The following is a 23,755-nucleotide window of genomic DNA, read 5'->3' on the forward strand; positions in this document are numbered from 1 at the left end:
CGGGTGCGGCCCGTCCGGCGTTGGCATGAAAACAGGAGGTTTATATGCTCAAGTTCATCGGCGGCACCATGGGTGTCATTTTTCTGATCGGTCTGGTCGTCGTCATCCTGCTTCTCAAGCTGATCTTCTAATCCGGCACGCGGGCAAGATCGTCCAGCCAGACCTGCGGCGATCCGTCGGACGGGGCGCGCCAATCCCCCCTTGGGGACAGCGCGCCCCCGGCAGACACCTTCGGCCCGTTCGGAATGGCCGAGCGTTTGAACTGGCTGAACCCGAAGAACCGCTTCGTGAACACTCCAAGCCACGATTTGATGGTCGCCCTGTCATAGGCGACCTTTTTCGCGTCCGGATACCCGTGCGGCCAAAGACCGACCTCAAGGTCCGACCACGCCCGTTCCGCCAGAAAGGCGATCTTGCTGGGGGCGAACCCGTATCGCAACGTGTGAAACAGAAAGAAGTCATGCAGCGCATAGGGGCCGATGATGCTTTCCGTCCCCTGCAACTCCGCCCCCGGCACCAGTTCGGGCGAGATTTCGGTGTTCAGAATCGCGGTCAGGATGTCGTCCGTCGCGGCATCGAACTGGTTCGAGGTGACGGCCCAGCGGATCAGATACTGAATCAGGGTCTTCGGCACACCGGCATTCACGGCATAATGGCTCATGTGATCGCCCACGCCATAGGTGCACCAGCCAAGCGCCAGTTCCGACAGATCGCCGGTGCCGATCACGAACCCGCCGTGATGATTTGCCAGCCGGAACAGATAATCGGTCCGCAAGCCCGCCTGCACATTCTCGAACGTCACGTCATAGACGGGCTGCCCATCGGCGAAGGGGTGCCCCATGTCGGCCAGCATCTGCCGCGCGGCGGGACGGATGTCGATCTCCGCCCCCTCGACCCCCATCGCGCGCATCAGGGCCCAGGCGTTGCCCCTCGTCTCCTCGCCTGTGGCAAAGCCGGGCATGGTATAGGCCAGAATCGTGGACCGGGGCAGGCCAAGGACATCGCAGACTTTCGCCGCAACGATCAGCGCGTGGGTGGAATCGAGCCCGCCTGAGATGCCCAGAACCATCTTGCCCCCGCCGGTGGACAGAAACCGGCGGCGCAAGGCGTCGACCTGGATGTTGAACGCCTCGAAACAGTCCTGATCGACCTTGTCCGCGCGGTTGGGGATATAGGGAAAGCGGCGCTGCGGGCGATGAAACCCGATATCGCCATTCGCCACTTTGTGCGCGAAGGTGATCCGTCGGAAGGCCGCGTCGCCCGTCGCATCGTTGAACGTGCCGGTGCGCATCCGTTCCGACAGGATGCGGCCCGTGTCCACGTCGGCGATGCACAGCTCCGGCGACGTGTCAAAGCGCGCCGATTGGCCCAGCATGTCGCCCAGTTCATAGATTGCGCCCTGACCATCCCATGCCAGATCGGTCGTGCTTTCCCCGGCCCCCGCCGCGGAATAGGCATAGGCCGCCATGGCCCGCATCGATTGGCTGATGCACAGCGTGTGCCGATCGTCCGCCTTGCCAATCGTTATGTTGGACGCCGACAGGTTCGTCAGGATCACCGCCCCCGCCAGCGCCGCGGCGGTGGACGGTGGGGTGGGGGCCCAGAAATCTTCGCACACCTCCATATGGAACACGAAGCCGGGCAGGCTGTCCGCCTGAAAGATCAGATCGGCGCCAAAGGGCACGTCGACCCCGTTCAGGCGGATCTGCCCCGTGGTGCCGCGCCCATGGGCGAACCAACGCTTTTCATAATATTCGCGGTAGTTCGGAAGGAAGGATTTCGGAACCACACCCAGAACCCGACCGCCGCCGATCGCAATGGCGCAGTTGTAAATCCGGCCGTCGCGCCGCAACGGGGCCCCGATCAGGGTGATGGGCGACAGATCGGCCGTGCGCGCCGCAAGGACGCCCACGGCCTTTTCCGCCGCTGTCAAAAGCGCATCCTGCATGTGAAGATCGTCGATGGCATAGGCGGTGACGCACAGTTCCGGGCACACCATCAGATCGACATGCGCACGATGGGCTTCCTCCATCCGCTCGGCAATCGCGTCGGTGTTGAACCGCACGTCGGCGGGTCGGACCAAAGGCGTCGCGGTGGCCACGCGGACAAAACCGTGCGTGTGAAGGGAAGCGAAGGTGCGCGGATCCATGGCAATCTCCCGTATGCCCGTCCGGTTCTATCGCATCGGGCGGGGGGCGCAATGGAAACGGGTGGGTTGGATTGCGGGGAAAAAGCCGCTAGACTTTCGGTCGGAGGACGACCTTCGCATTCGGTTTCACCCGGGACGGCCCGGCCATATGGGAAACGCCATGCGCACCGCTCCGGATCGTCTTCGCCACGCCATCAGTTTCGAGGTCATCGGCCTCATCCTCGTGATCCCGTTGGGGGCGATGGGGTTCGGGATCCATGCCGGCGATGTGGGGGTGATCGCGGTGGTGGGGGCGACGATCGCCACCTTCTGGAACTACGCCTTCAACCTGATGTTCGATCACGGCCTTTTGCGGATGCGCGGACGGCTGGACAAGCGCCTGAGTGAACGTGTCCTTCACGCGCTGCTGTTCGAGCTGGGCCTTCTGGTTGCGACGCTGCCGCTGATCGCATGGTATCTGTCCGTGAGCCTTATGGACGCGCTGATCCTGGATCTGGCTCTCGTCGTCTTCTATCTGGTCTATGCGTTCGTGTTCAATTGGGCCTATGACCGGATATTCCCCATCCCGACGGATCCGGGGGCAATCCCCCCGCAACGCCCCGGCCTGTCGCAATGACGTCAAAATAATATGGGAACTTATCCGCGTCGGCCGCGTTGGGCGGCCGACCCTGCGAGGAGTGTGCCATGTCGGCCTGGATCAAACCCATTGTATTCGATCATGGACCGGCTGGCACTGCAGTATCCTATGAAAGCACCGACGACGCGCTGGCGGCCCTGAACGGGGACTGGCCGACGCGCAGCGGGCGCGACTATCTTTCGGCCAAGTCCATGTGCGAGGCCGCGGTGAAGGGGCGCGAGTGCCACTCCCGGGCGCGCGATGCGTTTTTGTTCGCGGCGGAAGAGGTCGGCCTTTTTCCGCGATTCTGATCTTCATGCGATCAGGCGGGTCTTGTTCTTCGGTCGCGCCTGCGGCAGAGGGGTCCGATGGCCCGCCGCAAGACATCCCCTCGTATTCCCGGTCCCAAAGTATGGGCCATTGCCGTGGCGCTGGTTCTGGCGGGCTGGGTGTTCGGCAGCGACGATCCGCAGATGCGGCAGACCTTTTTCCGCATGGCCGAAGACCTGCTGAGCCATCGCTCCGCCCCGCCCGAGGTCGTGGCCGGCGGTGCGCGCATTCTGGACGGCGACACGGTCGATCTGAACGGCACGCGCATCCGTCTTTACGGCATAGACGCGCCGGAAATGGCCCAGACCTGCACCTTTGGCGCGCGGGACTGGTCCTGCGGGGTGGAGGCGCGGGACGCCTTGGCCGCGATGATCGGCGACCATCCTCTAAGTTGTGAAAAGCGCGATACCGACCGATATGGGCGCACCGTCGCCACCTGCAGCGCGAACGGGATCAGCGTGAACACCTGGATGGTGCGCAACGGTTGGGCCTTGGCCTATCGCCAATATGGCGGTGCGATCTATGACGCGAACGAGCGCGCCGCCCGTGACGAAAAGCGCGGCATATGGGCAAGCGAGTTCACCGCCCCATGGGACTGGCGCGCCGCCCAGCGCAATTGATCCGGATGGTCGTGCGGGGAGGGGGTGGTAGGCCCGGAGGGAGTGTTGATTCTGTGATATTTCAGGCGGTTGCACAGTAAATGGGGCAGGGTGGCAGTCACAGGATATCAATAGGTTAGGCTTGCTACTGTAAACCAATAACCGCCACTTAATCGACCGAACATTCCATAAACACCTGTTGACGTATGGGGGGGCTTTCACGTTAAGGGTGGAGGATAGTTCCTCTAACGTTCTGGTGCTGCCATGCCTGACGATGCCTACCCAATCGATGTGATTCACGTCCCGCGCCAGATGCCGCTGGCGGCGACCCCCGTTCCGGCGGGCTTTCCGTCCCCCGCAGGGGATGATCTGGAGGATAGCATCGATCCCATCGCATGGGTCGTGCGTCAGGAGCGGTCAACCTTCTGGTGGCGGATCGAGGGCGACAGCCTGGAGGGCGCGGGGATCTTCGATGGCGATCTGGTCGCCGTCGATCGCGCCGGCCACCGGCGCAAGGGCCGGATCGCGGTGGCGGTGGTCGATGGCGCAATCACCATCAAGCGGCTGGCGTTGCGGGACGGGCAGTGGTTCCTCGATCCCTGCGCACGGCGCGAGGGCTACAAGTCCATCCCCGTGACCGAGAGCACCGAGATCTGGGGCGTAGTGGCGGGCGTCGTGCGCCGCCTGCCGATCGAATGACGGGGCGATGATCGTCCCCGGCACCGACCCGATCGCCCTGATCGACTGCAACAACTTCTATGTGTCTTGCGAGCGGGTGTTCGACCTCTCGCTGCACGGCATCCCCGTGATCGTCCTGTCAAACAATGACGGCTGCGCGGTGGCCCGGTCGGACGAGGCGAAGGCCCTCGGAATCAAGATGGGCGCGCCGGTCTTCAAGATGCGCGATCTGATGCTGCGCCACGGGGTGCGGGCGCTGTCGAGCAACTATACCCTCTATGGCGACATGAGCCGCCGCGTGGGCGAGGTGCTGCAGGACTTCTCCCCCCGGCTGGAGACCTATTCGATCGATGAGACATTCGTGGACCTGTCGGGCTTCGGGGATCGCATGATCCCGCAGGCGACGGCCATGCGCGCGGCGGTGCGGCGGGCCACCGGGATCCCGACCTGCGTTGGCATCGGCCCGACGAAGACGCTGGCCAAGCTGGCGAACTTCGCGGCCAAGAAGAACCCGATCTTCGGCGGCGTCTGCAACTTCATGGATGAGATGATCCGCGACTTCGCGCTGGCCCGCATCGCGGTGGGCGAGGTGTGGGGGATCGGCAGCGCCACGCAGGCCAAGCTGGCCGCGCAGGGCATCCGCACCGTGGCGCAGCTGCGGGACATGCCGCTGGCCCTTGGCCGCAAGACGGGCACCGTGGTGCTGGAGCGCACCGTAGCCGAGCTACGCGGCGTCCCTTGCATCGACTTCGAGGACGTGGCCCCGCAGCGCAAGGGCATGGCCGTCACCCGATCGTCGGGCACCCCGATGATGACCTTCGACGTGCTGGCCCAGGCAATCGCGGCCCACGCCACCCGCGCGGCGGAAAAGCTGCGCCAGCACGGGCTGGTGGCGGGCACGATCACGGTCTTCTACCACACGAACAAGCACAAGCCCGACCGGCCGCAGACCTCCGCCTCGCGCAGCGTGAAGTTGTCGCCGATGACCAACAACACCTTCGACATGGTGGCAGCGGCAATGCGCGCGGCGAAGGCAGGCTGGAAGGGCGATCCGGCGGGCGGGGTCTATGGCTACACCAAGGCCGGGGTAATCCTGGGCGATCTTCTGGCCGAGGCGGAGGCCCCGCAGTTGCTGTTCCCGCCCGACCGCCCCCGTGACGCGCGTCTGATGGACGCGCTGGACACGATTAACGATCGGTTCGGGAAAAAGACGCTGGTGCTGGGTCGTGAGGGATTCGGGAAGTCATGGGTGACGAAGGCGAACCTGCGGTCACCGCGCTACACCACGCGGATCGAAGAACTTCCGGTTGTAAAGGTCTAAGATTTGTCTAGCATATCCTGACTTTTATTAATTAAGCCGAGGCGTACATGCGGATTAAAGACGTTGTAGTTTTGAAAAATGTTTCCGAACTTGTGCCTGGGGAACTGTTTTCGTGGAGTAATTTCCATGATCGATACCTCGGGTTTGCTATTTCCCAAGAAGGTGAACGTTGCAAAGTACTCTTGCTTGGCAAAGGCAATGAGACCTCTCACGAGGGAACAAAGCTTTATAATGATGAACTTGTTATTTCCTTTGGAAATGATTGGATTTTAGAACCTATCCATAAATGGCAGAACATCATAGTGCCTGGTGAAGGTCGCGAAATCGGAAAAGTCATCATTACCAAGGATGGGGTTTATCTAAAATATAGGTTCACTCCGCACGGCGGATTTGTTGAGGATGCTTGGATAAATCCCGCCGACCTTTCGGTAATTCAGTACCCGCCGCAAGATAGGGCGGTTCCATCAGGGTATGCAATTTGGAGAAACATGGAGGACAGTCTTGAGACAAAGGAGCCATTATTCGTGATGATGAGCGCACCCGTACAAGCCTGACAACCAGTACTGAAAATAGGTTAGGGGGCAGCCGCCCATCGGTTGCCCCCTTTGGTCTTAAATCAGCCGTTCCACCACGCCGACATTCGAGATGATCAGCTCTGCCGCATCCGTCGCGCCCGCACTCCCTACGGTATACTTCAGCCGGACCTCATCCGCCTCGAATGCCCCGAAAAGACCGCGGATCTCCGGCGTATCGTTGATCGACAGCACGAACTTACCCCGGATGCCCGCCAGTTGCTCTGCCATCTTTGCGAACTGGTCGCGACCGAACATGTCCTTCCCATAATCATCTTCGCCCCCGAAATAGGGCGGGTCGAGGTAGAATAGCGTGTCCGGCCCGTCATAGCGCCGGATCAGTTCGGACCAGTCCAGCGATTCGAACACCACCCCTTCCAGCCGCTCATGCGCGGCGTCCAGTATCGGCTCCAGCCGTGCGAGGCTGAAGCGCGGTCCTTGGTCGGCGGCAACACCGAACACGCCGTTCAGCTTGCCGCCGAAGCCAAGCCGCTGGAGATAAAGAAACCGCGCCGCCCGCTCCAGATCGGTCAGGGTGCGCGGGTCGGTAATCCGCAGCCGGTCGAACTCCCGGCGCGAGGCGATCTGAAACCGCATCACGTCCATCAGCTGGGGATAGTGGCGCTGCAGGATCCGAAACAGGTTCACGATCTCGCCGTTCAGATCGTTGGCGACCTCAAGCCGGGGTTTGAATCGGCGGCGGAGGAACACCCCGCCCATGCCCACGAAGGGTTCGGCATAGGTCTTATGGGGGATCGCATCGATCTTGGCGATGATCTTGGGGTGGAGGGCTTTCTTGCCTCCCAGCCACGGCGCAACAGGCGCCGCAGGTCTTACTTGCATCATGGTATGATTCTGCTCCATGGGATGCCCGCCCTCGCGAGGGGTGCGGGCGACCTTGAAGCACACTCGGGTCGGCGCGGTCCGTTGTGAGAAATGTGGCCGCGTGGTGATGATCGTTGACGCGATCAAAGCCCCCGCCGTGCAGGGCACGGCGAAGGGCATTCGGTTGTCGTGATGGTGAAATGCTCTTTGGGCGCTACCTTTAGAGATGTTCGTCATTCGACGCGCAGAACCTGGAGGACCGCATGTCCGAAGAACCCCACATCTCTGCCACCGTGAAACGCCGCAACGCGTTCGAGGAAACCCACCGTGCATCCCGTTCGATCATCGACGCCGAACAGTCGGCCCGCGACGAGAAAACCGCGCGGCTTCGTAAACTGCGCGAAGAAGCCACGAAGGGCGCGAAGGGCTGATCTTACCGGGCAGGTGCCGACCTTCGACACCCCGCATCCATTGTGGCGATCAGCGCCTGCCCCGTCACCACCACCCGATCGCTGCCCTCATCTGCCAGCGCCGTTGCATGGGCTGCGCGGGGCGCGCGGGTGGCATCGCAGAGCGCATCACCGCTGGTTCGGGGGGCGCTTGTGCAGCCAGCTGCGAGCATCGCCAGGGCGAAACTGAATATCCGCATTGTCTGTGTCCTTTCGTGTGTCCGCGTAGCCATGCGCGGCCTTGTCCTGTTCCACCTTGCGCCCCGAGGCGCGCCCCCGCTGGAAGGCCGCGAACAGGCCAGCCAGCGCGGCGATGATCCCGCCGAAGATCCATTGCACCCCGAACATCACCGCCGCCTCGCAAAGCGCGACGTGATGAAGGTGCCGATGAACACGACCGCGCTGCCGAGGAAGGTGGCGATCTGGTCGAGGTTCAGCGTCAGCGTTCCCGCTTCCGCGTCGTGCACGGCATAGCCGTAGCCCGCGAGGAACGAGGACGCGGTATAGAGCGCCATCCGAATGATCAGGAACATGGGTCAGCCCTTTCCGAAGATGCGCCGCAGCGCGGCGGTGACGGCGATGACGAGGCCCGCGAAGGGGGGAGGGGCCGTCAGCACCGGCGGGGCGTCCAGAGCTTTCAGTTTCAGCGTCAGGCGGCGGCGCAGCTCATCCCCCACCACCACCGGATCATCGACGCGGGTCATCCCCGGCAGGACCATGAAGTCCCACTTGTTGCGCTGCGCGATGCCGAGGTTGGCCTGCACCTCCGCATGGCTCAGCGTGGTTTGCCGCGAGACAGGGATGCCGTAGCGGCGGCAGTAGTAGGCCGTGCGATCGAGCATCGCCTCGACCTGCGCCTCGGTTAGGGGATTGCTGCCCCAATCCAAGGGCCGTTCCTGCGCCCCGGCCATGGCATCGCAGGCGATGCCGATCGCATGGCTGTTGGCGTTCAGGGTATGGGCGGCATACTGGCCGGGGCGCAGGGGCGGGATGTTCGCCTCCACCGGGAACTGCCCCCGCTGCACGGTGCCGTCCGGCTGGATGATCTCGTGATAGCTGTCGGCCTCGATCTGGATCATGCCGGGGGCACCCGCCGTCCAATGCCAATGGACACGTTTCATAAGGATCACCTTACTTTCTCGCTGAAATGCGCTAAATTTGTGGAAGTGGTGCTTGACTAGTAGCGCCATCGGCGCTATATCTATTCTTGTCGAAGGGGCAATGAAGCCCGCCAAAACAGGAGATCGACATGACCCATGCTGAACAGAGCCTTGCTGACGACAAGATGCGCGCCGAGATCGCGAACCTGATCGCCGCCACGTCGAAGTTGAACGCCGAGACTTCCAAGATCACCCGCGAACGCTTCTGGATCCCATTCACCGTCTTTGCCGGTGTGATCGTGGCGATCGTGTCGATCGTCCCCCGGCTGATCCAATGACCTCCGAAGAATTCAAGGAGGCCCGGCGCAAGCTGGGCCTTACCCAATCCGAACTTGGCGCGCTGCTGGACACGGCCCCGCAGACGATTCGGAAATGGGAAATGGCCGACACACGCTCGACCGCGCGCAGTGTGAACCCCGTCGCGGCTCGCGCGATGGAGTGGTTCCTGTCCGGCTTTCGCCCTGACGGGTGGCCGGAGCCCAAACCATGACCAATCTCGTCAAAGCCATTCTGCACAAGGACAACACGAGTGCGTTCGGTTTAACCTTTCCAGATTTGCCAGGATGCTTCGCAGCGTCCGACACATCGGACGGTATCCCCACTGCTGCCAAGGAAGCCTTGGATCTGTGGCATGAGCAAACCCGGGACCTTTCCCGCTAGCCCCCCCCCACGTCCGGCGCAGCAGGTTTAGCAAAACGCTGATCCGCCATTCGCTAGACGCGGGATACCACGGCGCGGGCAACATTTAGCCGTAGCCCAACGGCGCGGAAACTCATAGCTGGATAGCCTTTTCCGAGTTCCTGTAGGCGTAGCAATAAAGGCAGCAAATATATTTCCACCAGATTAATGTGCTATTAAGGGCACAAATGGCGCTTATATCCCCTTAAGGGACGATTAACCTTCGCTCACAACCTCAGATTGTTGACGATGGAACCACGAACCCTCGAACAATCAGTCAGTAGCGGAAATCATCATGGCAACTTTCGACTTTGTGTACCTTGGCAACAGAGGTGCGGACAACGCGGCCCTCATTGGAGAATACGGATCCGCCGATGCCCCACTTCTGGAGACCAACATTTCCCCTACAACGTTCGGCGGCCCAGACACCAGCAACCTCAGTTCAGGTGACGCGCTGTCTTATGTGGTGGACGGTGCAAACGTTTCATCCACAGTCGCGTCGGTTCGGCGATATAATTCAGAACTCACTCTGACGGATGGCAGTGTCCAGACAGTGAACCTCTTCCTGGTGCAGACCGCGGCGGGGGATGTACTGATGGTACCCGGCAGCCTGACTGCTCCGTTCTTTGCCGATGGAGCAGGCCTCGTTTCGGTGGAAGTTCTTTCCTTTTCAACGAACGCCGGGGGTGTAACAAATATTACGCCTACCCAATGGGCCTGCTTCGTCAAGGGAACACACATCGAGACGGACAAGGGCAAGGTGCCGGTCGAACAACTCAGCGTTGGTGATCTGGTCATGACGGCCGATCATGGCCTGCAACCCATCAGATGGATCGGTTCCAAAAAACTGGACGGTATTGATCTCAGCGAAAGCACAAACCTTTACCCGATCCGGATCCGTCGCGGGGCGCTCGGGGATGGCCTTCCGACCTCCGACCTGCTCGTGTCTCAGCAGCACCGAATTCTCGTACGCTCGAAGATTGCGATGCGCCTCTTCGGGTCCTCCGAAGCACTCGTCGCGGCAAAGCACCTGACGCTGCTTGAAGGCATCGAGATTTTCGACACGACGAAGGAAGTCGAGTACTTCCATATCCTGTTCGATGGCCATCAGGTGATCTTCGCGGAGGATACCGCCACGGAATCGCTGTATGTCGGGCCGATGGCACGGCAGGGTGTTGGGCCTGAAGCTCTGGAAGAAATTTACTCCCTTTTCCCTGAACTCCGCAACTACCGCGATGGCATACTGCCGCAGCCGGCAAGGCCGTTTATCCCCAGAAAAGTCGCTATGCAGATCGTGCACAAACACATCGAAAAGGAACGGTCCATGCAACCCGCAGCGTGACATACGTTCGTTTGTTGCTGCTCTGCATCTATACTTGAAGCCAAAATCAATGGGCGCATGATTGTGCCCATTGTGCTCACTCGCGTGATAGCAACTGATACACGACCGTATCCGTCCGATCGAATACGGTCTTGCCGTCACAGTCATATTCCAGCGCCAGATAAAGTTCGATCCGACCGGGGCGCAGGTTGACCGGCGGGGCCAAGCGCAGCCGCAGGCGGGTCTGTTGTTCGGCCAGGCGCTGCGTGGCGGCGGGGATCGCAGAGCCGGGGGTCATCACGCCCCCGTCTTCGGTGAACAGCGATTGCCCCCCGAGGAAGTTGCAGCTGGCCCCGAGTGTCGTGCGCTCAATCACCAAATTGAACACCACCTCCTCTCCGACGTGCACCGGCTCGGTGACGTAGCTGAGGCCGCGCGGCTGGCGGATCACCCGGTCATCGCCCGTGGCCTGCGCCACCTCGCCGCGCAGTTCCGCCACCTCCAGCGATATGGCGGCAACCTTTTCCGGCACCTCGATCATGGCCGAGGCCCATTGGGATATGGGCGTGAAGATCAGCACCACCACCGCCCCCGTGGCCCATATGACGAACCCGGTCAGAGCAATGATGATGCGGTTCGAGAGATAGGCCCATGCCTTCGCCAGCCACGCGGGCGGAGCGTTCGTCCGATCCGTCACGCCACCGCCCCCACCACGTTCACGACCAGATACCCGCCATTGGGCACCGTCTCGATCGCCCCATCCGCGCGAATGATCTCGAACTCCGCCTCATGCAGCCCCGGCACGGCGGTGTCGTCGTCGTGCCAGAAGTAGACGACTACGTTGTCCTCCCGGATCTGGCAGGGCTGGCGGTTCACCACCACCGGCCCGCCGTAGGGGCGCCGCATCGAGAACGTCACCCGGTCCCCCAAGCCCAGGTCGATCAGCCCCGCCGCCGTCTCCACCACACGGGCCAGCGCGGGCGAGGTATCGCCCTGCTTGATGGTGAATGTGTCGGCCATGGTGCCCCTCGATGTCATGTGAAGCGCCGACCCGGATCACGGGTCCGGCTACGGCTGTGTTCGGCACGGGCCACGCGGCCCCGGATGATGTAAGGAAGGGCAAGCCCCGCCACGACCGCCGCCCCCACCGTGGGGGCGGAGAGGCCCAGACCGGCCCGCCGCAGGGCGAGGGCCGAGGTAGAGGCGCTGACCGCGCCCATGGGGACCAGCACCGCCACGCTGCGCACCGCGCGGGCCAGTGCGGCGGCGGCAGGTGCGGGCATTGCACCCGTCACCCCCGCCGTGCGCACGGCATGTCCAGCCCCCGCTCCCTGCGCCGCCGGAGTGGCCACGCCGATCGTCAGCGTCTGGCGCAGCACATAGCGCACCAGCACCACGCCCGATTGCGCGGCATAGGGATCGATACCCGCCCCGCCGCCCGCGCCGGGATTGGTGAAGCCCTCGGGGCGCGACAGGGGCGTTCCGTTCTCCACCGATCCATTGCCCCCGGGGGCCAGCACCCACCGCGCGCTGGTCCAATTGACCACCACCCCCGGCGCACCCGCTCCGGGCACACTGTAAGCCGCATCCCCGCCCGCTGCCGTTGTGGACCCGCCACCACCGCCCGCCCGTATTCCGCGCCCGCCACGCGAATTGCGGCCGCCATTATTGCCGGGGTTGCCGATACCACCGATGGTGATCGGGACGTTGCCGCCAGTGCCGCTGGACCCGCTGCCGTTACCGCCATTGCCGGAATTGCCGCCACCCCCGCCGGGGGCGGTCAGGCCGAAGGCCGAGGTGGTCCCCCCAAGCGCGGCGGCAGCCGAGGGCGCGGATCCCACGGTGATCGCGATGTCCCCCGGCGCGATGTCGAGCCACCGGGTCAGGAGATAGCCTGCGCCGCCACCGCCGCCTTCCGGGGCCGATGATCCCGTGCCTCCCGCGCCGACCAGTATCACCTCGGCCCGCCCCGCGCGCGTGGCGCGCAGGGTGCCCGACACGGGCAGGACGCCCACGCGATACCGGATCGGCCCATCCTCAACGGTGGACCAGCTGCCTAAGCTTTCGTCAAACATCGGCATCCTCCACCGGCGGATTGGGATCGATGAATTCACCGTCGCGATAGAGCCAGCCGATCCACGCGCCCCCGGTCAGGGGGACGTGATCCGGCCAGTCGGGCGTGGCCGCGTCCGCTTCGATCACGTTGACCACGATCCCGCCCTCGATGCGGGCCAGCTGCATTAGCCCACCACGACGTTCGAGGCGGGCACGGTCAGGGTGATCGAGGTCACCCGCGCTTCCTCGCCATTGGTGACGGTGGGATTGGGCATGATCGCCTCGCCCCCACCGTCCGGCGCGCTGACCGGGCCGCGTAGCACCCACGCCCCCGTGCTGTCGCGCAGTTCGTAACTGGAGGCGATGCCGGTGGCGGTCACGGGGGCATCGGCGGGCAGGCCCGTGGCCGAGATCACCCCGCCCGCCGCCGCATCGAAGGCGAGGTTCGGCAGGGTGAAAAGATCGACCCCGCCCGCATCGCGGAACACGGTCACCCCGCCATAGAGGCGGGTGCGCAAGGTGTCGGCCAGCGCATTGCGGGCCTCAAGAGACAGGTCGGGCATGGGATAGGCTCCAGATATGAAAAAGCCCGCCGGGGGCGGGCGTTTTGGGATCAGGCGGCGGGCGCGGGATCGGGCGGCGTGTCGGTGATCGGCTCGCCGCCCAGTTCCTTGATCCGGGCGTTGGCGAGGGCCAGCTTTTCCGCCATATCGTCCAGCGTGATGCCCAAGGTCAGGCAGCGCTGTTCCAGCTGTTCTTTATGCCACTGCAATTCGCGGTTCTGTGCGACGATGCCCTTGACGCTCATTTCGTGGTCTCCTTCGTGGTGGTGGCCGTCTTATCGGCGGCAGGTTCGGCGGTGCTGGCCGGATCTTGGACCGCGCTGTCATCGGGATAGGCGTAATCGACCACGCCGTCGCCAAACGATCCGCATCCCACGCCTTCCGCGTTATAGAAGCGAACGCCCGAGCCGTCGCGTTCCTCGCGCACGGCGTCCGCAAGGGTGATGACCCGGCCAGTTTTCAGATGCACCTTGTAGCCCATGGGCTGTCCTTTCGTGGTGAAGCGCGGGCGCGGACCATTCCGCCCCCCGCGATGTCAGGACGACAGCGCCGCGCGCGCCGAAGCACGGCGGGCGATGATGTCGTCGGGCACGGGCTTGCCGCCCTCCGCCGCCCGGATGACCATCCAGTCGGTGTCGGCCAGATACGCTGTCGCCTTCGCGCGGGATTGCGCGTTGGATTCGGCGGTGATCTCCGAGGCGGTGCGCGGGTCCGTCCATTGCTCTTGGGTGACGTCGAACACCGCCCACGGGCCGGGGCGTGGGGGGTAGGGGATCAGTTGCCCGTCACGCACATAGTCGAGGAGCGGATCGGGGCGGCGATCGAAGGCGGATAAAGCAACGCATTCGCCCACCTCGGCATTCGCGATCTGCGCTGCGTCGATCGACACATGTGTGCCGCTGCCGAGGATGGCACCACCGCCCGTTTGAACAATGATGAACTCGATCATTTCATAGATGCCACTGCCATGAGGTTGCGTTGCCCAAGGTTCAGCACGGGAGCGCCTTGCCCCCCGAACCACATCACCCGGATCGTGTGACGCCCCCGTCCGACCGAAAAGCTGGCCGAGACCGCCATGAAGTCCTGACGGTTGCCGACATCGCCCTGATTGCCGGTAATCCGCTCCCACCGGACATCCCCATCGCAGAGGATGCGGATCCCGAAGCCGGGGTTTCCGGTGCCGTCCTGATAGTAGTGCTGCCCCGTCCAGGAGACCGCGCACTCTGCCGGGGACGACACGTCAAACGTGACCGAGTTCGCCTCCCGCCATTGATTGCCCCCGCCCGTCAGAGCGGAAAACAACGTTTGCGACACCGGCACGGTGACTTGATTGTCCCCAATGTTGAACGTCTGAACAGCCAGTGTATCAAGCGCACCATTTTGTGCGGTGATTGATCGAGCCGCCGTTGCGTTGGCTGTCACCGACCCCGCCGCCAGTTTGGAGGCAAGGATTGCCCCCGCCGCGATAGCATCCGCCGTCACGGAGGCGACATCGAGCTTGCGGGCCGTGATCGCCCCATCCACAATCAACTCGCCGCTGTTGCGCAGACGCATTTCGAAGCCCGCCAAATAGGCCCGCCCCGCCGTGGCGTCGTTGCCAAGGGTGATGTTCAGGGCGTTCACCCCGTCCGGCACCCGGAACACCGCGCTCCGCTCCGCCCAATTGGACGAGGTGAAGTGCGGCAGATCCCCGGCGGCGTAGGAGATGGACGCGAGGAACCCCCCGCTCTGATCCCCGATGCGAAGCTTGGAGTTGGCCGATTGCCCATCCCACGAGGAATCGCGCACCCCGTAGAACCGGATGAAATACTCCGCCCCCGGCGTGACCGGGAACGAGGGCATCTCATAGGCTGTGCCCGACCATTCTCCGGCAACGACGATCGCCGCTTGGCCGCGATAGCCGGTCTGGCCCGACGCGCTGGACCAATCACCACGCCCGCCATTCGCCCCCGATCTCGGAAGGAAGGGGCTGGTGGCCAGCGCGTCCGCCCCGTCGAACAGGTTCTCCAGATTGGAGACAGCCAGCTTCGACGTGGCGATGGCCTTGGCGGCGATCTGTTCCGCCCCCACGGCCCCTGCGGCGATCTTGGCCGCCGTGATCGCGTTGGCGGCGATGGCCCCCGCCGTGACCGAGTTTGCCGCAAGGGCATTCGCGCTCACGCTGCCCGCCGCCAATGCCCGTGTGGTCACCGCGTCGGTGGCGATCTTGTCGGCCACCACCGCGCCCGCCGCCAGAAGCGCCGTGCTGATCGAGGCCGACTGGATCTCGCGCGCCGTGATGGCATTGGCCGCGATCTTGTCCCCGGTGATGGCCGAGGCCGTGATCTTGGCCGTGGTGACCGCCAGAGCGTCTAGCTTGGCCGTGGTGATGGCCCCGCTGGCGATCTCGGCCGCAGTGATCGTCCCCGCCGCGATGGCCGCTGCCGTGACGGCATTGGCCATGAGCTTCGCCGCGGTGATCGCGCCGTCCACGATCAGTTCGCCCCCGTTGCGCAGCCGCATCTCGAACCCGGCCAGATAAACCGTGCCCGAGCTGCCGCTGTTGCCGAGGTGGATGTTGAGCGCATTCACCCCGTCCGGGACGCGGAACACCATGCTCCGCTCCGTCCATGTGGAGGAAGTGAAGTGCGTCACATCGTTCGCGGCGTAGGATAGCGAGGCAAGAAAGCTGCCGTTCTGATCCCCGAGCCGCAATTTCGAGTTGCCCGATTCCCCGTCCCAGGACGAATCCGAGGCGGCGTAGAACCGGACGAGATACTCCGCCCCCGGCGTGACCGGGAACGAGGGCATCTCATAGGCCACCCCGGACCACGATCCCGAGACCATCAGCGCCGATTGGCCCCGATAGCCGGTCTGTCCGGCGGCGTCCGACCACGCGCCCTGACCCCCATTCGCGCCCGCGCGGGGCACGAAGGGGCTGGTCGCCAAGGCATCCGCCCCGTCGAACAGGTTCTCAAGGTTCGCGATCGCCAGCTTCGTCGCATTGATCGCTTTGGCCGCTATGGCATCCGCCCCAATCGCCCCGGCGCGGATATGCCCCGCCTCGATCGCATTGGCGGCAATCGCCCCCGCCGTGACCGCGTTCGCCGCCAAGGCCAAGGCCGTGACGCTTGCCGCCGCGAGCTTGCCTGCCGTGACCGCAAACGCCGCCAGCGTGTCGGCCACCACCGATCCGGCGGCGAGGATGGCCGTGCTGACCGATCCCGCCGCCATCTTCCCCGTGGTGATCGCCCGGTCGGTGATCTGGGTGCCGGTGATCTGCCCGGTCAGCTTTGCCGCCGCGATGGCCGCGATCTGATCGTTGCCCAACTGCCCCGACACATCCGCCGCCGGAACGCTGGCCGTCCAGCCGCTGCCGGTGTTGCGGTAGAGCTTGCCGCCCTCCGTGGTCAGCGACACCACCCGCCCGAGGACGTGCGGCGCCCCCGGCAGGGAGGTGACCCGCTCGATCGGACGCAGCCCGTCCGCGAACTTCGACAGCGACAGGGCGGCGTCCGCGATCTTGTCGTTGGTGACCGCGCCCTTCGCGAGTTTCCCCGCCTCGATCGCCGCATCCGCGATCTTGCCCGTGGACACCGCCCGGTCGGCAATCTGCACCGATCCGATCTGGCCGGTCAGCTTCGCCGCCGCGACGGCCGCGATCTGGTCGTTGGTTAGCTGACCGGTGACGTTCACTGCAGGGACATCGGCGCTGTAGCGGGTGCCGTCCCATGAGTAGAGCTGCCCCTTGAAGGTGATCGTGGTGGCGGTGCGGATCGTCGGAAGAGTGTCGCCCTCCACGTTCTGGATCAGCGCCAGCCCCTGGGCAATCTTGGTGGCGTCGATCGCCCCATCCGGCACCCCGGCGAAGATCGTGGTGACCCACGCCTTGCCGTCCCAGCGATAGAGCACCGCCTCGGGCATCTTCAGGACGATCTTGTCGGGCGTCGGCTTGGCCGGGAATGCGGTGACCGTCTCGATGCCCACCTTCGTGGCGATGTCGGTGAAGTTGTCCCAGACCTGCTGGCCGATATCGTCGGGCTGCAGCTTGACGTCCGGGGCTTTCACCAGCACCGGGTCGGCCCATTGCGGATCATACCCGCGCAGGTCAGGCCGGATGCGCGCCTCATAGGTCTCCCCCGGCACAAGGCCGTCAGAGATTGTCACCGATCCCGCCATGGCGTCGGCCACGGTGCCGCGCAGCACCTCGACGCTGCCCTGACGCCGCACCTCCCACAGGACCGCCGACAGCGCCTCGATCTCGTCGGTGTTCCACTCCAGGCGAAGCGCGGGGCGGCGGGGCTGGCCCTTGGCGTCGCCAAGGATCACCCCGGTGGCCCGAAAGCCCACCATCTCGATCTGCGGCACGTCCCCCCAGACGATGGGCGTGGGGGTGTAGGGTAGTTCGAACCCCGGCTTCCAGTCGTAATCCTCGGGGTCGCGCTCGCGCAGCGTGACGCTGACCAGCTGCGTGACCGGGTTGGTCGTGGTGGCCGAGACCTCGAACACCTTGGCGATGTAGCCGTTGCGCTCGCTGGTCCAGGTGATCGCGTCCAGCGGCTCCAGCGCGCCATAGTCCGGCGGCAGGACGAGGACATGACGGCGGAAGCGGCGTTCCTCCTCGACATAGGCCCGCGCCAGGCGCTGCACCTGCATCGCGTAGGGTGCGGCGGCCAAGGTGAGATCGGCGAACAACTCCTTACCGCGATCGGCGGCCACATAGTCCGAGCGGATGTAGAGCGGTGCTTCCACCGCCTCCCACCCCGAAGCGGGATCGGGAAAGCTGGCGGAGACGCCATTGAACGTGTTCTCCAGCGTCGGGAACATGTCAAACATCTGGTTGGCGGTCGTGACGATATCGCCATCGGTCATATGCGCCACCGGCACACCCGGCCCGCCGACGCGGATCCGCCACGTCCCGCCGCTTTCGGTCAGCTGGACCGACGCCGCCTTCGCCAGTTCCTCGATCACGCCCGCCGGTTCGTCCGACAGCATCACCTCATAGGACGTGCGCCAGGCTGGTTCGGTCGTGCCATCGGCATTCGTGACGACCCGGTCGCAGGCGTCCATCGCCGCCATCCAGTTCGTCAGGGGCAGCTGATCGTCCCGCGCCCGCCCGCCATAGACCACGCCCCCCGGCAGGGTGATCCCGCGCAAGAGGTTGTAGATCTGGACGGCGGTATTCTCGGACCCCTCCCATGTGGCGGGCTGCAACCAGCGCTGCGGGCCGTTGCCGCCCACGCTGCTGTCGCGGCGGGGATCGTAAAGCCCCGCGCCGTCCAGAATGAAGGTGGCCTGCGGGAAGCCTTGGAAGCCCTCCGGCCACCAACCATAGGTCATCACGGCATAGCAGATGCCGGTGCCGACCATGTCGGTGGTCCACGGGCGCGCATGGGGCGGGTGATACCGGGACACCAGCATCGGATCGGCAGCGGTCTGGGTGCCGTCATGGAACCGCACCCGCGCATAGCCCGTCCGGCCATCGATGCTGATCTCGCGCCCGTAGTCGGGATGCACCTGATCGGTGATTTCGACCGCCTTACCGTCGATCATCATGCCGACCAGCTTCTGCCCCGGACGCCCACCGAGGTGGATCACTTGGTTCATGATCGGATTGGGCGTCTTGTAGCCCGCGATCGAATGCGAATAGGGAGGGCACACATGCGAGCCTTTGACGGCATAGCGCCCCAGCACGAAGCTGTCGGGATTGATGTCCCCGCGCCCCGCATCCTGCGCCCGGATGCCCGCAGACTGCCCCGAGGACGGCTTGCCCGCGAGGGCGGCTGACAGCGCCGTGGCCGCGACCGAGGTCAGAAGCTGCCCGCCGATCGTTCCCGTCAGCGTGGCCTTTGCCCCCGCCATCCACGCCGCCGACAATCCCCCCGTGGCCCAAGCCAGACCGACGCCCAGACCGATGGCTCCGACAACTTTGGCCACCTTGCTCATGTCATACCTCGATGATGTGGGTCACGCGCGAGAGCGGCAGCGCCGCAAGTCCCGCCTCGCTCAGATGATGCGCGGCCTCGCCGCCCCAGATGCCCATCGCGGGGCCATCGCTGCCGTCCACCGCCACCAGATCGCCCGTCCGGGGCAAGCCGGTGCGGACGGGCAGAACCGCTGCGAAGAAGGCCACGTGATCGGTCAGGCCCCGGCGCTTCATGATGCGCAGCCCCCCGCGCAGCGTGGTGTAGCGCCCGATCAGCCCGTCCGAGACATCATGCCCCGTGCGCAATTCGACCCACCGGGCCGCAAAGGTGGCGCAGTCATGCTGGCCATAGGCAAACGGACGTGCCGCTGCCTCCGCCAGATAGCGGTGCAGGTCGATCATGGGATAGCCTTTCAGAAGGGAGGTCAGGCGTTCTTCGCACCCCACGGATCCCCGTTGGAGCCGGAGATCTTCGCGTATTGCAGGAAGGGGTCGTTCGGACGCCGCGCCCTCAGGCTTTCGTCCGAGCGTTTGCGCGGCAGGGACCGCGTCAGCATGACCGCGTTCGACAGGATCGACAGGGCAATCTTCGCGTCCCCGCCCTCCGCCGGGGTGGTGATGTTCACACCGGACACCTCCCCATCCACCACCATGATCGGCGGGGCCAGCAGGCGTTCGTCTTCGGTCGAGAACTCCGCGCGGTGGATCTCGCAGGGGGCCAGACGGACATCATAGCCGCGCACCACCAGCTCCACTTCCGGCGCGATGCCCGAGAAGGTCAGCTGATGCTCCCGCACCTGCACCCCGATCTCCTGCACGAACTCCGGCAGGGCCTTACCCGCCATCACGCCCGCGCCGTAATAGGTGCGGACCGTGCCGCCTATCGTGAAGTCCTGATGATCATCGCCCGTCCAGAAGCCGAGGGTGGCGTTATTGCCGGTGGCCCGATCGCGCGCTTCGATCCAGACCAGATGATGCGAGATGATGCCCGCGCGTTCGGCACGGGCAGCGGCGATGGCCGCAGGAATGTCGCGCATGTCGTTACCTTGGGGTTTGGATGACGTCGAAGCCCATGCCGCTGGTGATGCCGCCCTGAGACGTGCCGGGCGTGGCCGAGCCGGGAACGATCACCGCCTTTGAGAACGGGCGGGCCAGCACCACCGGCGTTCCGATCGACGCCCCAGGACGCAGGGCCGGGGTGACCTCAAAGACCGGCGTCGTGCCGCTGCCGCTGGCCACCGTCCGCATGCTGACGATGCGGTGAAAGGCATAGCGCACCGGGTTGCTGCCATAGGCGAACGAGAACCCGTCGCCCGCCGACAGGACATAGCCCGCAGGCAGGCCGGTCAGGCGCATCTCGCGGGGATTGGCAGGCAGTCCGCTGATTGTCGGTAGCGCCGATCCCAGCACCTGCCCCAGAGGATCGAGGCGGGGAAAGGCGCGGGGCAGGGGATGCACGAAGAGACTGCGCCCCGCCTCGCGCAGGATCGACAGCCGCGCCATGGTGGCATCGGCATCGTCCCAATAGGCTGGCGCAAGGGTGATCGAGGCCCGCCAGCGCCGCGCCCCGAGGCGGGCAGTCAGCCCGTCCCCGTCTTCGGTGAAACCGCTCGAGATGACGTTCTCCGTCAGGTCGAACTCGCAGGACTGGATCTTGAGACCGGCGAAGAAACTCTCCGCCGGCATCGGGAAAGGAAAGGCCATTATCCTCGGCTCCTTGGATTGGCAGCGTGATGGCGAACCTTGCTTCCAAGCCCGCTGTCATAGTCCTCCAGCATTCCGGTGCTGATCGCCCCGGCCCGCTCATCCACCACCGCGTCGAAATACTTCGACGGCACGATCTGCACCCGCGATCCCCCTTGCGACCTCCCGACCGCATCCGCCATCCTTTTGGAGATGTCGTTCGGGATCACCTGCCCACCTTTCGGCAGGTTGACGATCTCGCCGCCACGTTCGTGCAGACTGGTCCAGCCCCCGCGCCAGTTGTTCGTGCCGTTGGCGTTGCGCCCGATGCCGAAGCTGCCGAGGATCTTGCCGAAGCCCCCACCGGAGCCGAGGCTGTTGAACATCGAGTTGAAGGCGCTGTTGGCGACGATATCCAAGAGGCCGCTCAGGATCGACTTCAGCACATCCTTGAAGCTGCCGCCCTTGGTGATGAACTCGGACAGCGCCCCGCCGATGCTGTCGCGCCACTGGTTCGTGGCCGACTTCAGATCCTTCATATTCTGAATCTGGCGCATCTGCTGGTCGATGATCTGCCCGTTCGCGGATCCGGCATCGACCCCGGCCTCGAGCTGCTTTTGCCAGATCGAGGTTTCGAGATCATTCATCCCCGCCGTGGCCCGCGCCTCTGCCAGCTGGGCGGCAAGGTCATTCAGCACGGTCATCGAGGCGATGCCTTGCGTAAGCTTGATAATCTCGCGCCCGATGGACGAAGCCGCACCCACCCCGGCATCCCGCAGCGCCTGCCATGTGGTGACCTGCGCCTCGGTCATGCCCTTGGTTTTCTCAAGCGCGGTAAACTGCTCGCGCAGCTTGCCCACGACATCGGCGATCTTCTTGGCTGCACCACCACCACCGCTGGCCGGATCGACCGGGGGCGTTCCGGGGGGTGTTTCGGGGAGATCGGGCGGACGTTCCGGCCCGAACATCTCTGTCCGGGTGATGGAACGCCATATGGCCCCGACCGGAGCGAAGGCGTTCTTGATGCGGCTGGCCGATTCCTCCATCGACGTAGCGAACCCGTCGCCCGCGCTATCGGCGGCAGCGGTCATGTCTGCCGAAAACTGATTGGCCGAGGACAGGGCATCGTCCAGCGCCCCTTTCCACGGGGCGTCGATCTCCCACTTGAAACCGCCGATCTCCAGCATGTTGATCTGGCCGAAGTCGGAGATGACCGAGGTCAGGAACTTGGCCCACAGATCCGACAGCGAGGCGATAAGCCGCTGAAAGTCGGCCTTCACTACGCCCCACACGCCTTGTAAGGCAGGCGGAATGGCCCCGGCGCTGTCGATCATCGCCGTCCAGATTGCCCCTGCCAACGCGCCCATATCCGACAGAGCCTGCTTGAAGCTGCCGGTCGCGCGCACGAGGTCGATGAACTTGCTTACAAGGTAGCCCGCCGCGACGACAAGCGCGCCCACGCCGGTGGTGATGATGGCCCCCCGAAGAATGACCAGCGCTTTTGATACGGCGGTCACTGCCGCCGCCGAGAGATAGGCCGCCCAAGATGTGGCCCCAAACGCCATGTTAAGGCTGACCGCCGAAGGCACCGCGACAGCTGCGGCGTTGGCAAATGTCACGCTGAGCGCCGCTGCGTATCGGGTGATGATGACCCCCGCCACAATAGCGGCGGTGGCGGCGACCTGCTGGAACACCGCCGCGATTGTGCTGCCATGCGTGGTGACGAAGGTCGCCAGCGAGGACATGGCATCGGCCACCGCGACAAAGGCATTGGCCACCCCACCCGAGGCCATGAACACCCGGTCGAAGGCGCCGATCAGCGTGACGAAGCTGTTGCGGATCAGGGTGATCCCGTCGCCGATCGTCGCGGGCATGTCGCCCGCCTCGCGGCGCAGATCTTCCAGACTGCCCAGGAGGGCGCGCGAGATCACGTCCGAGGTGATCTTGCCGTCCTTCTGCATCTGCCGCAGGCCGCCCACGGTGGTGCCGAGTTCAGCCGCCAGCGCTTTCGCGATCCGGTCGCCGTCCTTCAGGACGGTGTTGAACCCGTCGCCCTCCATCTTGCCCGTCGCCATGGCGTCGGTGATGGCCTTGGTGACCGAGGCCGCGCGTTCCCCGCGTGCGCCGTTAATCACCAGGGCGTTGTTCAATGCCTCGGTGAAGTCGAGCTGGCGTTCGGTCGAGAACCCCAGCTCTTTGAGCGCGGTGCTGTTGCCAAGGAAGGCTTCGGTCGTCTGCCCCAAGTCGGAATAGGACTTCCGCGCCATCTGGCTGATGCGATTCATGACCGCCGGGGCCGCTTCCATGCTGCCCACCGCGTTACCGACGCGCGCCGACAGGTCTGACCATTGATCGGCGGCACGGGCGGTCGCGCCGACCGAGACGATGGCGGCGAAGGCCACACCGATGCGCTTGGCAATGCCCATCATATTTGACTGGAAGCTGCGGGCGCGCTTTTCCGAGCGGGAGAGACCCGTTTCGAAGCTGGCGCTGTTCAGCCCCAGATTGACGCGCAAGGCGGCGATAACGGAAGATGCGGCCATTTACGCCTCCATAACTGCCCCCCAATTCTTGGCGAGGGTGTCGCACATGGTCTGTTGGATCTCGGGTGTCTGGGTGGCCCCTGCCTGCAGGCCGCCGAAGACCTTCTCATAGGCAGGCAGCTTGCCCGCCATTGCGCCGCCGGTCAGCGCGGCGGTGTTCCACGCCTGTCGGTTGCTCATCTCGATCTGGATATCAATCCGCGCCCGTGCGCCCCGCATCAGCGTGACGTAAAGGCGCGGGGTCAGCGTCCAGAACCCCGCCGGATCGAACCCCGCCGCCGTGTATTCAGCCAGCAGGGCCAAAGGCG

Annotated in this window: 31 protein-coding genes; 12 read left to right on the forward strand and 19 right to left on the reverse strand. The window is 64.6% G+C overall.

What is annotated here, in order from left to right; genetic code table 11:
• Positions 1-44 precede the first annotated feature (44 nt).
• Positions 45-131 carry a small membrane protein YohP gene (locus tag MU449_RS15945; protein WP_483299408.1) on the forward strand — a complete coding sequence of 29 codons (87 nt, stop codon included), beginning with the start codon at positions 45-47 and terminating at the stop codon, positions 129-131.
• Here MU449_RS15945 and MU449_RS05645 read toward each other — a convergent pair.
• Complete coding sequence (locus MU449_RS05645) at positions 128-2,149, reverse strand: NAD(+) synthase (RefSeq protein WP_244737021.1); 2,022 nt, start codon at positions 2,147-2,149, stop codon at positions 128-130. The two genes, MU449_RS15945 and MU449_RS05645, sit on opposite strands and share 4 nt — an antisense overlap.
• 160 nt (positions 2,150-2,309) lie before the next feature.
• On the opposite strand from MU449_RS05645, the gene MU449_RS05650 reads away from it, so the two are divergent.
• The 6 genes from MU449_RS05650 to MU449_RS05675 all read left to right on the forward strand — a co-directional run bounded on the left by MU449_RS05650 (position 2,310) and on the right by MU449_RS05675 (position 6,247).
• Positions 2,310-2,765, forward strand: a complete 456-nt coding sequence (locus MU449_RS05650) for a PACE efflux transporter (protein ID WP_244737022.1) — start codon at positions 2,310-2,312, stop codon at positions 2,763-2,765.
• A gap of 68 nt (positions 2,766-2,833) precedes the next feature.
• The gene (locus MU449_RS05655; protein WP_244737023.1) at positions 2,834-3,076 is read left to right on the forward strand and encodes a DUF982 domain-containing protein; all 243 of its coding nucleotides are present in this window, start codon (positions 2,834-2,836) and stop codon (positions 3,074-3,076) included.
• 57 nt (positions 3,077-3,133) lie between these two features.
• Complete coding sequence (locus tag MU449_RS05660; protein ID WP_244737024.1) at positions 3,134-3,715, forward strand: thermonuclease family protein; 582 nt, start codon at positions 3,134-3,136, stop codon at positions 3,713-3,715.
• 243 nt (positions 3,716-3,958) lie between these two features.
• Entirely contained in the window at positions 3,959-4,393 is a 435-nt protein-coding gene (locus tag MU449_RS05665; protein ID WP_244737025.1) for a LexA family protein, read from the forward strand.
• Positions 4,394-4,400: 7 nt separating this feature from the next.
• Positions 4,401-5,693, forward strand: coding sequence for a Y-family DNA polymerase (locus MU449_RS05670; protein ID WP_244737026.1), 1,293 nt, complete (start codon positions 4,401-4,403; stop codon positions 5,691-5,693).
• Positions 5,694-5,740: 47 nt separating this feature from the next.
• Entirely contained in the window at positions 5,741-6,247 is a 507-nt protein-coding gene (locus MU449_RS05675; RefSeq protein WP_244737027.1) for a hypothetical protein, read from the forward strand.
• 57 nt (positions 6,248-6,304) lie between these two features.
• Here the strand turns inward: MU449_RS05675 and MU449_RS05680 are convergent, their stop codons facing one another.
• Entirely contained in the window at positions 6,305-7,111 is an 807-nt protein-coding gene (locus tag MU449_RS05680; RefSeq protein ID WP_244737028.1) for a DNA adenine methylase, read from the reverse strand.
• Between the two features lie 242 nt (positions 7,112-7,353).
• Between MU449_RS05680 and MU449_RS05685 the strand changes: the two genes are divergently transcribed.
• On the forward strand, positions 7,354-7,521 hold the full coding sequence (locus tag MU449_RS05685; RefSeq protein ID WP_244737029.1) for a hypothetical protein: 168 nt from the start codon (positions 7,354-7,356) through the stop codon (positions 7,519-7,521).
• A 147-nt stretch (positions 7,522-7,668) separates the two neighbouring features.
• Here the strand turns inward: MU449_RS05685 and MU449_RS05690 are convergent, their stop codons facing one another.
• Genes MU449_RS05690 through MU449_RS05700 form a run of 3 tightly spaced genes read right to left on the reverse strand, consistent with a single transcriptional unit; the run spans position 7,669 to position 8,660 of the window.
• Positions 7,669-7,887, reverse strand: coding sequence for a hypothetical protein (locus MU449_RS05690; RefSeq protein ID WP_244737030.1), 219 nt, complete (start codon positions 7,885-7,887; stop codon positions 7,669-7,671).
• On the reverse strand, positions 7,887-8,072 hold the full coding sequence (locus MU449_RS05695) for a hypothetical protein (protein WP_244737031.1): 186 nt from the start codon (positions 8,070-8,072) through the stop codon (positions 7,887-7,889). Before MU449_RS05695 ends, MU449_RS05690 begins: the two co-directional genes overlap by 1 nt.
• Before the next feature lie 3 nt (positions 8,073-8,075).
• Positions 8,076-8,660, reverse strand: coding sequence for a peptidoglycan recognition protein family protein (locus MU449_RS05700; RefSeq protein WP_244737032.1), 585 nt, complete (start codon positions 8,658-8,660; stop codon positions 8,076-8,078).
• Between the two features lie 128 nt (positions 8,661-8,788).
• Between MU449_RS05700 and MU449_RS05705 the strand changes: the two genes are divergently transcribed.
• The 4 genes from MU449_RS05705 (at position 8,789) to MU449_RS05720 (ending at position 10,719) form a co-directional block, all read left to right on the forward strand.
• Positions 8,789-8,977: a hypothetical protein gene (locus MU449_RS05705; RefSeq protein WP_244737033.1), complete on the forward strand. Its 189-nt coding sequence runs from the start codon at positions 8,789-8,791 to the stop codon at positions 8,975-8,977.
• Positions 8,974-9,189 (forward strand): helix-turn-helix domain-containing protein, encoded by a 216-nt coding sequence (locus MU449_RS05710; RefSeq protein ID WP_244737034.1) that lies wholly within the window; start codon positions 8,974-8,976, stop codon positions 9,187-9,189. Before MU449_RS05705 ends, MU449_RS05710 begins: the two co-directional genes overlap by 4 nt.
• Positions 9,186-9,359, forward strand: coding sequence for a type II toxin-antitoxin system HicB family antitoxin (locus MU449_RS05715; RefSeq protein ID WP_244737035.1), 174 nt, complete (start codon positions 9,186-9,188; stop codon positions 9,357-9,359). The genes MU449_RS05710 and MU449_RS05715 overlap by 4 nt, the downstream gene beginning before the upstream one ends.
• Positions 9,360-9,672: 313 nt before the next feature.
• Positions 9,673-10,719, forward strand: a complete 1,047-nt coding sequence (locus MU449_RS05720; RefSeq protein WP_244737036.1) for a Hint domain-containing protein — start codon at positions 9,673-9,675, stop codon at positions 10,717-10,719.
• Between the two features lie 76 nt (positions 10,720-10,795).
• On the opposite strand, the gene MU449_RS05725 is transcribed toward MU449_RS05720, so the two are convergent.
• Genes MU449_RS05725 through MU449_RS05790 form a run of 14 tightly spaced genes read right to left on the reverse strand, consistent with a single transcriptional unit; the run spans position 10,796 to position 23,750 of the window.
• Entirely contained in the window at positions 10,796-11,395 is a 600-nt protein-coding gene (locus MU449_RS05725) for a hypothetical protein (RefSeq protein WP_244737037.1), read from the reverse strand.
• On the reverse strand, positions 11,392-11,718 hold the full coding sequence (locus tag MU449_RS05730; protein WP_244737038.1) for a hypothetical protein: 327 nt from the start codon (positions 11,716-11,718) through the stop codon (positions 11,392-11,394). Before MU449_RS05730 ends, MU449_RS05725 begins: the two co-directional genes overlap by 4 nt.
• Positions 11,719-11,732: 14 nt before the next feature.
• A complete protein-coding gene (locus MU449_RS05735) occupies positions 11,733-12,773 on the reverse strand; it encodes a glycine-rich domain-containing protein (RefSeq protein ID WP_244737039.1) in 1,041 nt (346 codons plus the stop codon).
• Positions 12,766-12,939 (reverse strand): hypothetical protein, encoded by a 174-nt coding sequence (locus tag MU449_RS05740; protein WP_244737040.1) that lies wholly within the window; start codon positions 12,937-12,939, stop codon positions 12,766-12,768. The genes MU449_RS05735 and MU449_RS05740 overlap by 8 nt, the downstream gene beginning before the upstream one ends.
• Entirely contained in the window at positions 12,939-13,316 is a 378-nt protein-coding gene (locus MU449_RS05745) for a hypothetical protein (RefSeq protein WP_244737041.1), read from the reverse strand. Before MU449_RS05745 ends, MU449_RS05740 begins: the two co-directional genes overlap by 1 nt.
• 50 nt (positions 13,317-13,366) lie before the next feature.
• Positions 13,367-13,561 (reverse strand): hypothetical protein, encoded by a 195-nt coding sequence (locus MU449_RS05750; protein WP_244737042.1) that lies wholly within the window; start codon positions 13,559-13,561, stop codon positions 13,367-13,369.
• Positions 13,558-13,797: a hypothetical protein gene (locus tag MU449_RS05755; protein ID WP_244737043.1), complete on the reverse strand. Its 240-nt coding sequence runs from the start codon at positions 13,795-13,797 to the stop codon at positions 13,558-13,560. Before MU449_RS05755 ends, MU449_RS05750 begins: the two co-directional genes overlap by 4 nt.
• A gap of 54 nt (positions 13,798-13,851) precedes the next feature.
• Positions 13,852-14,265: a hypothetical protein gene (locus MU449_RS05760; protein WP_244737044.1), complete on the reverse strand. Its 414-nt coding sequence runs from the start codon at positions 14,263-14,265 to the stop codon at positions 13,852-13,854.
• Positions 14,262-19,241 carry a phage tail protein gene (locus MU449_RS05765; RefSeq protein ID WP_244737045.1) on the reverse strand — a complete coding sequence of 1,660 codons (4,980 nt, stop codon included), beginning with the start codon at positions 19,239-19,241 and terminating at the stop codon, positions 14,262-14,264. The genes MU449_RS05760 and MU449_RS05765 overlap by 4 nt, the downstream gene beginning before the upstream one ends.
• Before the next feature lies 1 nt (position 19,242).
• Complete coding sequence (locus tag MU449_RS05770) at positions 19,243-19,623, reverse strand: DUF6950 family protein (protein ID WP_244737046.1); 381 nt, start codon at positions 19,621-19,623, stop codon at positions 19,243-19,245.
• Positions 19,624-19,646: 23 nt separating this feature from the next.
• A complete protein-coding gene (locus tag MU449_RS05775) occupies positions 19,647-20,258 on the reverse strand; it encodes a hypothetical protein (RefSeq protein WP_244737047.1) in 612 nt (203 codons plus the stop codon).
• 4 nt (positions 20,259-20,262) lie between these two features.
• A complete protein-coding gene (locus MU449_RS05780; protein WP_244737048.1) occupies positions 20,263-20,925 on the reverse strand; it encodes a hypothetical protein in 663 nt (220 codons plus the stop codon).
• The gene (locus MU449_RS05785) at positions 20,925-23,447 is read right to left on the reverse strand and encodes a tape measure protein (protein ID WP_244737049.1); all 2,523 of its coding nucleotides are present in this window, start codon (positions 23,445-23,447) and stop codon (positions 20,925-20,927) included. Before MU449_RS05785 ends, MU449_RS05780 begins: the two co-directional genes overlap by 1 nt.
• On the reverse strand, positions 23,448-23,750 hold the full coding sequence (locus tag MU449_RS05790) for a hypothetical protein (protein WP_244737050.1): 303 nt from the start codon (positions 23,748-23,750) through the stop codon (positions 23,448-23,450).
• Between the last annotated feature and the right edge of the window lie 5 nt (positions 23,751-23,755).

This window comes from Falsirhodobacter halotolerans (assembly GCF_022899245.1).
Taxonomy (GTDB): domain Bacteria; phylum Pseudomonadota; class Alphaproteobacteria; order Rhodobacterales; family Rhodobacteraceae; genus Falsirhodobacter; species Falsirhodobacter halotolerans.